The sequence below is a fragment of the Catenulispora sp. GAS73 genome, from assembly GCF_041262085.1.
Taxonomy (GTDB): domain Bacteria; phylum Actinomycetota; class Actinomycetes; order Streptomycetales; family Catenulisporaceae; genus Catenulispora.
This window is the reverse complement of the sequence record NZ_JBGCCM010000015.1, coordinates 185,221-197,237: the sequence shown is the minus strand read 5'-3', so window position 1 is coordinate 197,237 and position 12,017 is coordinate 185,221. Positions and strand designations below refer to the sequence as shown.

Sequence of the window (12,017 nt, the reverse complement as noted above, 5' to 3'; positions counted from 1 at the left end):
GTGGCCAGCCTAGCTGTCGCTCTCGGTGTTCGGTACACCCGAAAGGACCAAATTGAGTAGCCGCCCCGCCCCCGCCTTGTCCAACGGGTTGTTCCCGTTCCCGCACTTCGGCGACTGCACGCACGACGGACACCCCTCCGCGCACTCGCACGCCGCGATCACGTCCCGCGTCGCCGTCAGCCACGCCACGGCCGCGCCGTACGCGCGCTCGGCGAAGCCGGCGCCGCCGGGGTGGCCGTCGTAGACGAACACCGTGAGGCGCTCGGTGTCCGGGTGCATCGGCATCGAGACGCCGCCGATGTCCCAGCGGTCGCAGGGGGTGAACAGGGGGAGGAGGCCGATGGAGGCGTGTTCGGCGGCGTGGGCGGCGCCGGCGCTCATGGCGGTGTCGAGTTCGGCGTCGCGGAGGGCCGCGGGGTGGACGGTCCACCAGACCGCGCGGGTGCGCAGGATGCGCTCCGGGAGGTCCAGGGGCTTGGTCTCGATGATCTGGCCGGTGCCGGCCTTGCGCTTCAGGTAGGAGACCACCTGGGTGCTCACCTCGACCGAGCCGAAGTGCAGGGAGGCGTCGCCCCAGTCCTGGGTCTGCTCGGTCTCCAGGATGGCCACCTGGACCACGTCCCGGGCCATCGTGGTGTAGTCCGGGTTGGCGCGGTGGACCAGCGCTATGTTCTGCTCCAGGTCCAGCTTGTCCACCAGGTACGTGTGGCCCTGGTGCAGGTACACGGCGCCGTCGTGGACCGTCGAGTGCGACGCGCCCTCGTCCACGGTGCCGAGCAGGCGGCCGGTCTGGTCCTCGACGATGCGGACCGTCGGGCCGCCGGTGCCGCGCAGGTCGGTCAGGGCCGAGGGGCGCTCGCGCCGGGTCCAGTACCAGCCGGTGGGCCGGCGGCGCAGGTACTCGCGGCGGGTCAGGTCGGTCAGCAGGGCTTCGGTGGCGGGGCCGAAGAGGTCTAGGTCCGCTTCCGTTAAGGGCAGTTCCGCAGCGGCCGCGCAGAGGTGCGGCGCCAGGACGTAGGGATTGTCCGGGTCCAGGACGGCGGCCTCGACCGGGCGGTCGAAGATCGACTCGGAGTGGTGCACCAGGTAGGTGTCCAGGGGGTCATCGCGCGCGATGAGGACTGCCAGCGCCCCCTGCCCGGCGCGTCCGGCGCGCCCTGCCTGTTGCCACAGAGAGGCGCGGGTGCCGGGGAAACCGGCCATGAGCACGGCGTCGAGCCCTGCGACGTCCACGCCGAGTTCCAGGGCCGTGGTGGCGGCCAGGCCGACGAGCGCGCCGTCCAGGGTCGGGTCCATGTGCAGAGCGGCCTCTAGAGCGCGGCGTTCGGTCTTGAGATATCCCCCTCGGTACGCCGCGATGCGCTTTCCATAGCCCCTGCGGCGCTCCTCCAGATAGTCGCGGGTCTGCATCGACACCTGTTCGGCGCCGCGCCGGGAACGTGTGAAGACCACTGTGCGGACGTCGTCCAGGACCAAGTCCGTCAGCAGATCCGCGGCCTCCGCTGTAGCGGAGCGGCGCACGGGCGCTCCGCGCTCCCCGATGAGGGTTGTCAGAGGGGGTTCCCAGAGGGCGAACACCAGCGGGCCGCGCGGAGAGGAGTCATCTGTAACCGCCGCGACCTCAACGCCGGTCAGCCGAGAGGCCGACACTGCGGGGTCGGCGGTGGTGGCCGAAGCCAGTATGAAAGTCGGACTGGATCCGTAGCGCGCGCAGATACGGCGCAGTCGCCTTAGGACCGCGGCCACGTGTGAGCCGAAGACACCTTTATAGGTGTGGCATTCGTCGATGACCACATAGCGGAGCTTCCGCAGGAATGACGCCCAGCGCGCGTGTCCCGGCAGAAGTGAGTAATGCAGCATGTCCGGATTGCTCAGAACGTAGTTCGCATGCTGACGTACCCAGTCGCGCGCCTCAGTGTCCGTATCGCCGTCCAGCAGTCCGGCGCGGACCCCCGGTACGTCCAAACGAGTGAGACGCCTGAGTTGGTCCGCGGCCAGCGCCTTCGTCGGCGCCAGGTACAGCGTGGTGCCGGCGTTCTCGCGGATCGCGGTCAGCGCCGGCAGCTGGAAGCCCATGGACTTGCCGGAGGCGGTGCCGGTGGCGAGCGTCACATGCCGGCCGTCCCGGGCCGCCTCGGCCGCCGCGACCTGGTGCCGCCAGGGCCGGGGCACGCCTCCGGCCTCGCGGAACCCGTGCACCACGGCTTCGTCGGCCCACTCCGGCCACTCGGCGTGCTCCGCGTCCCGGGCCGGTACCACGCGCACATGCGTCACACGTTCAGCGCGCGACGCGGGAACCGAGATCAGTCTCTCCAGCGTTGGTTGGAGGGAACCGGCGACGGAACCTTCCGGGATACCGGCATCCGACCCGGGTGTTGGTGTGGACACACCACCCGTGTCGGGGTTTTGCTGGTAAGGAGGAGTCGGCGACATCGCAGTCCAGTATCCGACAGCCAGACCGACTCCATGCCCGAATCCCGACCTGGAATCCGAGCGACCATCCGAAACGACATGAACTTCCGGCGGCGCGGAGCACTCGCCTCCCCGCTAACGGGGCCGGTACGGCGCACCATTAGAGGGCACTTGACGCGAATCGTGGCCGAGTGTCACCCCGAGGTGATTGACTGTGCTCAAGCCCTGACCCGGGTGAAGCTGTACTTTGTGTTGCCGAGGACACACCTTTTCTCACCCCCGCCACGGCGGGAAGGCACCGATTTTGGAGGCCGGCAGTGGACCTGAAGCTGGAGACGCGAGACGAGAACGGCCGGACGATCGTCAAGGTCGGCGGGGAGATCGACGTGTACACCGCCCCGAAGCTGCGCGAACAGCTGGTCGAGCTCGTCGGTGCCGGGAAGTACCACCTGATCGTGGACATGGAGGACGTCGACTTCCTCGACTCCACCGGTCTGGGCGTCCTGGTCGGCGGCCTGAAGCGGGTGCGGGCGCACGACGGCTCGCTGCGCCTGGTCTGCACCCAGGAGCGGATCCTGAAGATCTTCCGGATCACCGGCCTGACCAAGGTGTTCCCGATCAGCGACAGCGTGGAGCAGGCCGTCACCGCCGTCGACTAGCGGTCATCGGCGGGCCGCGGCGCGGGAGACAACCGCGCTCAGGCCCGCCGCGTACCCCGGCCATCACATCCCGCACTTGTTCCTAAGGGGTCTGCCAACATGGATGCGCAATCGTCGGCCGTCGGCACGGTGGCCAAGACGGAGAGCGCCACGGCCGTTCTGCTGCGGTTCACCCCGCAGCCCGAGCATGTCCGGACCGCGCGCCTGGTCGCGGTCGCCCACGCCCGCCGGGTCGGCGTGGAGGCCGGCCTGCTCGACGAGGTCCGCCTCGCCGTCGGCGAGGCCTGTTCCCGGGCCGTCGGCCTGCACCAGCGGCACTGTCCGGGCGAACCGGTCGTGGTGGTGCTGGACGCGGTCGACGAGTCCGACTCCGGCCTGGTCGCCGACCGGTTCGTGGTGACGGTGGCCGACAAGGTCTCCGGCGCGGTGCCGGGCCAGCGCGACGGGGCCGCGGCCGCCGACGACGGTGAAACCGCCGCCGAGGCGGCCGGCACCGAGGCGACCGGCGCCGCGCAGGACGACGACGAGGAAGACCTCGACGACGCCGAGATGGGCCTGGCCGTTCTGACCGGGCTGGTCGACGACCTCGACATCACCTCCGGGCCCGACGGGGGCTCGGTCCGTATGGGATGGCCCGTCAAGGACTTCTGAGCACACTTATATGAACACCGGTTCGAGCTACCGGCACAGGCTCAAGTAGGCTCGTAGCACTCATCGCGGCGGAGCGCCCCCATCCCTGGGTGCTCCGCCGATTCACTGGGCATCAGCCCACATCAAGCGACGCTCGCATTCACCAAACCGAGTGAAAAGTGTCCTTCATCACATAGCGATCCGTGAGGTCGGCGAAACGATCTGTTGACCGACCTCGGGTTTTCGCGCGTAGACTCCCCTGCCATTGGCTGTGATCTGAGTTACAGCGTCGGAAATACGGATCGTCACAGTGGAGGACGCATGCCGCGAATCGCGGACAGCGGCTCGACGGTGATCCCATTGGCCGGGGGCAACCTCGCCTGGATCTTCGTGGTGGCCGTGATCGCCCTGGGTGCGCTTGGCGTCGCCGGAATCCTCGTCAAAGAGGTTCTGGCGGCCAGTGAGGGCACAGAGAATATGAAACGCATCGCGGCCGCGGTGCAAGAAGGCGCTTCAGCATACCTCGCGCGGCAGTTCCGTACGCTGGCGATCTTCGCGGCCGTGGCCTTCTTCCTGCTGCTGGCGCTGCCCGCCGACGACTGGTCGCAGCGCATCGGCCGCTCGGTGTTCTTCCTGGTCGGCGCCGCCTTCTCGGCCACGACCGGGTATGTCGGCATGTGGCTGGCGGTGCGCTCCAACGTGCGCGTGGCGGCCGCGGCGAACGAGTCAGGCTCGCCGCGCGCGATGCGTATCGCGTTCCGCACCGGCGGTGTCGTCGGCATGTTCACCGTGGGCCTGGGCCTGTTCGGCGCCGCCCTGGTGGTGCTGATCTACAAGGGCAACGCCCCGAACGTGCTGGAGGGCTTCGGCTTCGGCGCGGCCATGCTGGCCATGTTCATGCGAGTCGGCGGCGGCATCTTCACCAAGGCCGCCGACGTCGGCGCGGACCTGGTCGGCAAGATCGAGCAGAACATCCCCGAGGACGACCCGCGCAACGCCGCGACCATCGCGGACAACGTCGGCGACAACGTCGGCGACTGCGCGGGCATGGCCGCGGACCTGTTCGAGTCCTACGCGGTGACCCTGGTCGCGGCGCTGATCCTGGGCAAGATCGCCTTCGGCACCCAGGGCCTGGTGTTCCCGCTGCTGGTGCCGGCGCTCGGCGTGATCACCGCGGTGATCGGCATCTTCGCGGTGTCCCCGCGCACCGGGGACAAGAACGCGATGGCGGCGATCAACCGCGGCTTCTTCATCAGCGCCGTCGTGGCGGTGATCCTGGTGGCGATCGCGGCGTTCACCTATCTGCCGGACAAGATCTCCAAGCTGGACCGCGTCGATCCCAGTGTGCTGACCGACGCCGCGACCAAGGACCCGCGGCTGATCGCGCTGGGCGCGGTGGTGATCGGCATCGTGGTCGCCGCCGTCATCCAGGTGCTGACCGGGTACTTCACCGAGACCACCCGGCGTCCGGTGCAGGACATCGGCAAGACCTCGCTGACGGGGCCCGCGACCGTGGTCCTGGCCGGCATCGGGATCGGCCTGGAGTCCGCGGTGTACTCGGCGCTGCTGATCGGCGGCGGCGTGTTCCTGGCGTACCTGCTCGGTGGCGCATCCCTCACGCTGTCGCTGTTCGCGGTGGCCATGGCCGGCACCGGCCTGCTGACCACGGTCGGCGTCATCGTGGCGATGGACACCTTCGGCCCGGTCTCGGACAACGCGCAGGGCATCGCGGAGATGTCCGGCGACGTCGGCGAGGAGGGCGCGAAGGTGCTGACCTCGCTGGACGCGGTCGGCAACACCACCAAGGCGATCACCAAGGGCATCGCGATCGCGACCGCCGTGCTGGCCGCGACCGCGCTGTTCGGGTCGTTCACCCAGAAGATCACCGAGACGGTCGCCAAGGTCCACAACCCCAAGCTGGGCAGCCTGGAGCAGTCCCTGCAGTTCGGCGGCGTCCTGAACGTCGGCGACCCGCGGAACCTGTTCGGTCTGATCATCGGCGCGTCCGTGGTGTTCCTGTTCTCGGCGCTGGCGATCAACGCCGTGTCCCGGGCCGCGGGCGCGGTCGTGTACGAGGTCCGCCGCCAGTTCCGGGAGATCCCGGGGATCATGGACGGCACCGGCCGTCCGGAGTACGGCCGCGTGGTGGACATCGTCACCACCGACTCGCTGCGCGAGCTGGTCACCCCGGGCCTGCTGGCGGTGATGGCGCCGATCGCGGTCGGCTTCACCCTCGGCGTCGGGGCGCTGGGCTCCTACCTGGCCGGCACCATCGGCGCCGGCGTGCTGATGGCGGTCTTCCTGTCGAACTCCGGCGGGGCCTGGGACAACGCCAAGAAGCTGGTCGAGGACGGCAACTTCGGCGGCAAGGGCTCCGAGGCGCACACCGCGACCATCGTCGGCGACACCATCGGCGACCCGTTCAAGGACACCGCCGGCCCCGCGATCAACCCGCTGATCAAGGTGATGAACCTGGTCAGCCTGCTGATCGCGCCGGCCGTGGTGCAGCTGTCGATCGGCACCTCGGCCAACGCCGCGGTCCGCGCCCTGATCGCAATCGTCGCCATCCTGGTGATCGTCGCCGCGGTCTGGAACAGCAAGCGCAAGTCGATCGCCGTCTCCGACTCCAACTCCGACTCGCACTCCACCCCGGTCACCGGCACCGGCCCGGCGGTCGAGGCCGCGGCGTCCGCCCCCGGCGCGCCGCGGAGCGGGGACGAGGACACGACGATGGAGGCTTCCGCGCAGTCGATCTGAGCGGGTGCTTCGGGAGTTCTCTCCTATTAAATAGGGCGCCCTCGGCCTTCGGGTCGGGGGCGCCCCACGTTTCCCGCGACAATGGACTCATGGAGAAGCTGCGCGAAGCCCTGATCAAGGCCGACTACACCGTCGACGGCGTCTTGGAAGTCCTCGGCCCGCTGGCGTACGCGGCGCTGGCCAGGAGCGAGAGCGTGCCGGCGCTGCGGGCGACGGGTGGGGGCTCGCCGGTCGAGACGCTGATCCGGCTCTTCCTCTTGCAGCAGCCGGTGGACCGAAAAGCCGTCGAGGCCGCGTTGCCGGTTGAGGAGTCGGTGGCCGCCGGGTTGGTCACGGTCGACGGGGAGCAGGTGCGGGCCGCCATCGACATCCGGCCCTATGGCGACGACGACGGCCACGACTGGTACCTGGTCTCCGACCTGTCCGGCGGGCTGCACGCGCAGGGGCAGGGCCATCCGGTGCGCGAGGACCACGTGCTCGGCGTCGGGGGTGCCTCCACGACGCTGGCGCAGCTCACCATCCGTGATCGGTTCGGGTCCGCGCTGGACGTCGGGACCGGCGGGGGAGTCCAGGCGCTGCACCTGTCGACGCACGTCGACCGGGTCGTCGGTAGCGACCGGAACCCGCGGGCGCTCAAGTTGGCGCGGATGACGCAGCAGCTCTCCGGGGTGGCGCTGTTCGACCTTCGCGAGGGTTCCCTGTTTGAGCCAGTTGAGGGAGAGCGGTTCGACCTGATCGTCTCCAACCCGCCGTTCGTCATCTCGCCGGACAATGTCGCGCAGGGCGGCCGGTTCGTCTACCGCGACTCCGGGCTGCCGGCCGACGAGGTGTGCCGGCAGCTGGTCGCCGACGCGCACCGGCACCTGGCCGAGGACGGCTGGTGCCAGGTGCTGGCCAACTGGCTGCACGTGGACGGCGTGGACTGGCGCGAGCGGGTGGCCGGCTGGGTCCGGGACACCGGCTGCGACGCGTGGGTGGTGCAGCGCGAGGCGCAGGACCCGGCCGAGTACGTCGAGCTCTGGCTGCGCGACTCCGGCGAGTACGGCACGCCGGACTACCCGCAGCGCTACGACGCCTGGCTGGACTACTTCGAGCAGAACAAGGTCAGTGCCATCGGCTTCGGCTGGATCACCCTGCACAACGCCGGCGCCGACAGCCCCCTGATGCGCCTGGAGGAGATCTCGCACCCGGTCGAGCAGCCGCTCGGGCCGCACATCCCCAGCTGGTTCGCCCGCCACGACTTCCTGCGCGGCACCGACGACGAGGCGCTGATGCACCGCAAGTTGGCGGTTGCGCCGGACGTGCGCTGGGAGCAGGTGGCGCGGCCGACGTACGAGGGCGGTAGCGGCTGGGGGAGCGACTCCTCGCGGCTGAGCCAGCAGGAGGGCTTCATGCGCTCGGCGGACATCGACCCGGTCGGGGCGGCCGTGGTGGGTGCCTCGGATGGTGAGACGCCGCTCGGGGAAATCTTGGACGCCGTCGGCGAACGCTACGGGATCGACGGCCGGAGCCTGCGCACCGGCGCGGTCGAGGCCATCCGGGGGCTGGTCGAAGACGGCTATCTCTTCCCCGTGGCCTAGGCGACACTCAGGGCTGTCATCAGCGTCGATCCCCTCAACACCGGTTGTCGTGCGTCACATCCGTCCCACCTCTGGCGTTTTCGGGTTCCGTCCTATACGCCAGTTCGGGTTAACGTTCGGTTGTACGCCGACCATTCAAGACAACGAGTAGGACACAGTAGACAGCGCGGAGACGTACGGCTGAGGTACGGTCACTCTCCGTTGGTGTCGCGGTATCCCGACTACGTGTCACACCGCGGTGTGCGGGGTACGCCCAAGCGCGTATCCCTTGGGGCTAGAGGCTGGGAAGCAGAGGTAACGGTGGCAGGCAAGGGTTCAGCGGACTCGGGCGGCGCGACTCGCCGGCTGGTCATCGTCGAGTCGCCGGCCAAGGCGAAGACGATCAAGGGCTACCTCGGAGCGGGTTACACCGTCGAGGCCTCGGTCGGCCATATCCGCGACCTCCCAGCCGGGGCGGACGAGGTACCCGAGAAGTACAAGGGCACCTCGATGGGCCGGCTCGGGGTGGACGTGGACGGCGACTTCGAGCCGCTGTACCTGGTCAACGCCGACAAGCGCAAGCAGGTCGCCAAGCTCAAGGACCTGCTCAAGGAAGCCGACGAACTCCTGCTCGCCACCGACGAGGACCGCGAGGGCGAGGCCATCGCGTGGCACCTCCAGGAGGTGCTCAAGCCCAAGGTCCCCTCCAAGCGCATGGTGTTCCACGAGATCACCCGCGAGGCGATCCAGGACGCCGCGCGGAACACCCGCGAGATCAACCTGCAGCTGGTCGACGCGCAGGAGACCCGCCGCATCCTGGACCGGTTGTACGGCTACGAGGTCTCCCCGGTGCTGTGGAAGAAGGTCGGCCCCGGGCTGTCCGCGGGCCGCGTGCAGTCCGTGGCCACCCGGATGGTGGTGGACCGGGAGCGGGAGCGCATGGCGTTCACCGCCGCCGAGTACTGGGACCTGACCGGCACGTTCGAGACCCTGAAGGCCGGCGGCCCGGACGACCCGCGGGCGATGACCGCGCGGCTGTCCAGCGTCGACGGCAAGCGCGTGGCCGCCGGCCGCGACTTCGGCCCCGACGGGCAGCTCAAGTCCGGCAGCCAGAACGTCGCGCACCTCACCGAGGTCACCGCCAAGGCGCTGGCCGCCGCTCTGCGGGACGCCGACTTCAGCGTGCGCGGCGTGGAGCGCAAGCCGTACCGGCGCTCGCCGTACGCGCCGTTCCGGACCACCACGATGCAGCAGGAGGCCAGCCGCAAGCTCGGCATGGACTCCAAGCGCGCCATGCGGGTCGCGCAGAGCCTGTACGAGAACGGCTACATCACCTATATGCGTACCGACAGCATCACGCTGTCGGACACCGCGCTGAACGCCGCGCGGACCCAGGTGCGCGACCTCTACGGCGCGGACTATCTGCCGGACGTTCCGCGGCGGTACGACTCCAAGGTGAAGAACGCGCAGGAGGCGCACGAGGCGATCCGCCCCTCCGGCGACACGTTCCGCACCCCGGCGCAGACCGGCCTGTCCGGCGACGAGTTCCGGCTCTACGAGCTGATCTGGATGCGGACCGTCGCCTCGCAGATGAAGGACGCCACCGGGCACACGGTGACCGTGAAGGTCGGCGGCGCCGCTTCCGACGGCCGGGACGTGGAGTTCAGCGCCAGCGGCCGCATCATCTCCTTCCACGGCTTCCTGAAGGCCTACGTGGAGGGCACCGACGACCCGGACGCCGCGCTGGACGACTCCGAGCAGCGGCTGCCCGCGGTGGCCGAGGGCGACGCGCTGACCACGACCAAGGTCACCGCGGACGGGCACTCGACCAAGCCGCCCGCACGCTTCACCGAGGCCTCGCTGATCAAGGAGATGGAAGAGCGCGAGATCGGCCGGCCCTCGACGTACGCCACGATCCTGGGCACGATCCTGGACCGAGGTTACGCGTTCAAGAAGGGCACGGCGCTGGTCCCGTCCTACATCGCCTTCGCGGTGGTCGGGCTGCTGGAGAACCACTTCGGCGACCTGGTGAACTACGAGTTCACCGCGCGCATGGAGGATGACCTGGACCGCATCGCCCGCGGCGAGGCGCAGCGCGTGCCGTGGCTGCGGCGGTTCTACTTCGGCCCGACCGAGGAGGAGCAGCTCGGCCGTGCCGATCACCAGGGCGGCGACAGCGCGGTGTTCGACCACCTCGGCGGCCTGAAGGACCTGGTGACCGACCTGGGCAACATCGACGCCCGGGAGGTGAACTCCTTCCCGGTCGGGAACGAGGGGATCATCCTGCGCGTCGGCCGCTTCGGACCGTACATCGAGCGCAATCTGGAAGACGGCACCCAGCAGCGCGCCAGCGTTCCGGACGACCTGCCGCCGGACGAGCTGACCCCGGCCTTCGCCGAGGAGCTGTTCCTGCAGCCCAGCGGCGACCGGGAACTGGGCAAGGACCCCTCGACCGGCTTCGAGGTGGTGGCCAAGGCCGGCCGCTTCGGCCCCTACGTCACCGAGATCCTGCCCGAGGGCACCCCGACCCGCGGCAAGAACGCGGTGAAGGCCCGCACCGGCTCGCTGTTCAAGAGCATGGGCCTGGACACGGTGACGCTGGAGGAGGCGCTGCAGCTGCTGTCGCTGCCGCGCGTGGTCGGCGCCGACCCGGAGTCCGGCGAGGAGATCACGGTCCAGAACGGCCGCTACGGCCCGTACCTGAAGAAGGGCGCGGACTCCCGCTCCATCACCTCCGAGGAGCAGATCTTCACGATCACCCTCGAAGAGGCGCTGGAGATCTACAAGCAGCCGAAGGCCCGCGGACGCGGCGCGGCCAAGCCGCCGCTGCGCGAACTCGGGCCGGACCCGGTGTCGGGCAAGCCGATCGTGATCAAGTCGGGCTTCTACGGCGAGTACCTGACCGACGGCGAGACCAACGTGACCATCCCCAAGAGCGAGACGGTCGAGGGCATCACGCCGGCGAAGGCCTTCGAGCTGCTGGCGGAGAAGCGGGCGAAGGGGCCGGCGAAGAAGACGGCCAAGAAGGCCGCCGCGAAGAAGACGACGGCGAAGAAGACGGCGGCTTCGGGGACGAAGACGGCGAAGGCCACGGCGGCGAAGAAGACGGCTGCCAAGAAGACGGCGAGTTCCGGGACGAAGTAGGCGGTGGGGACGACGTGGCGCGGGGCGTTTGGGGCCCCGGCCGCTGGGTCCGGGCGGCGGCGCCGGGCGGGCACGGCGGTGATGGTGCGCCGTCACGCTCAAGAGTGAATATGGCCGGGTTTTCTTCGCTCGTCCGAGTGAAGAAAAACCTTGATGTCATTTACGCTGGGTACCGACACGGAGACCGTTCGTAAGATCGGAGCATGAGCGTGGCGGCCCTACCTCCGGCGTTGGAACAGTCCTCGGGCGAGCCTCCCGAGGAGGCCTGGCCGAGCTGGATCGTGCCTCCGGTCTACGGTTTCACCTCCGCCGATCTGGACCGGTTGCCAGGGCTCCCCGCCCATACCGAACTGCTCAACGGGAGTCTGGTCTTCGCGTCTCCCCAAGGCGCTTGGCACAGCCTGGTGATGTTCTTCCTCCGCACTGTGCTGCGATCGAGCGCGCCGGAGGGCTGGCGCGTCACCCATGGGATGACCGCGTGGCTGGACGAACGGAATCGGCCCGAGCCCGACGTCCTGGTGGTCGCCGCTTCGGCGACGCGCCCGGACCTGAGCGAGACCTTCTATCGGCCCGAGGACATCGCGCTGGCCATCGAGATCGTCTCGCCGGAGTCCGTCGAGCGCGATCACGAGGTCAAGCCGCCGAAGTACGCGCGAGCCGGGATCAAGAACCTGTGGCTCATCGAGCGAGACGGCGAGGGGATGATCGCCTACGTCTACACGCTTGATCCGCTTACCGGGGACTACAGCCTGATCGGTACCTTCGGCGAGCGGTTGAAGGTCTCGGTGCCGTTCGACATCGACATCGACCTCACCACCCTCGACGACTACGAGTGACCGCCGCCCCGGCGAGTTCG

General features: G+C 69.3%; 7 protein-coding genes. 6 read left to right on the top strand and 1 reads right to left on the bottom strand.

Going from position 1 to position 12,017, the window contains the following annotated elements; all coding sequences use genetic code 11:
- Positions 1–9: 9 nt before the first annotated feature.
- Positions 10–2,433: a DEAD/DEAH box helicase gene (locus ABH935_RS23600; RefSeq protein WP_370380087.1), complete on the bottom strand. Its 2,424-nt coding sequence runs from the start codon at positions 2,431–2,433 to the stop codon at positions 10–12.
- A 296-nt stretch (positions 2,434–2,729) separates the two neighbouring features.
- Here ABH935_RS23600 and ABH935_RS23595 point away from each other — a divergent pair, with 296 nt between their 5' ends.
- The 6 genes from ABH935_RS23595 (at position 2,730) to ABH935_RS23570 (ending at position 11,997) form a co-directional block, all read left to right on the top strand.
- Complete coding sequence (locus ABH935_RS23595; RefSeq protein WP_015796998.1) at positions 2,730–3,071, top strand: anti-sigma factor antagonist; 342 nt, start codon at positions 2,730–2,732, stop codon at positions 3,069–3,071.
- A gap of 99 nt (positions 3,072–3,170) precedes the next feature.
- Positions 3,171–3,722 carry an ATP-binding protein gene (locus tag ABH935_RS23590; protein ID WP_370380086.1) on the top strand — a complete coding sequence of 184 codons (552 nt, stop codon included), beginning with the start codon at positions 3,171–3,173 and terminating at the stop codon, positions 3,720–3,722.
- Between the two features lie 300 nt (positions 3,723–4,022).
- Positions 4,023–6,458 (top strand): sodium-translocating pyrophosphatase, encoded by a 2,436-nt coding sequence (locus tag ABH935_RS23585; protein ID WP_370380085.1) that lies wholly within the window; start codon positions 4,023–4,025, stop codon positions 6,456–6,458.
- A gap of 89 nt (positions 6,459–6,547) precedes the next feature.
- Positions 6,548–8,038, top strand: coding sequence for a methyltransferase (locus ABH935_RS23580; RefSeq protein WP_370380084.1), 1,491 nt, complete (start codon positions 6,548–6,550; stop codon positions 8,036–8,038).
- A gap of 300 nt (positions 8,039–8,338) precedes the next feature.
- Entirely contained in the window at positions 8,339–11,161 is a 2,823-nt protein-coding gene (topA, locus tag ABH935_RS23575) for a type I DNA topoisomerase (protein ID WP_370380083.1), read from the top strand.
- Positions 11,162–11,364: 203 nt separating this feature from the next.
- Complete coding sequence (locus ABH935_RS23570; protein ID WP_370380082.1) at positions 11,365–11,997, top strand: Uma2 family endonuclease; 633 nt, start codon at positions 11,365–11,367, stop codon at positions 11,995–11,997.
- The last annotated feature ends 20 nt before the right edge of the window (positions 11,998–12,017 follow it).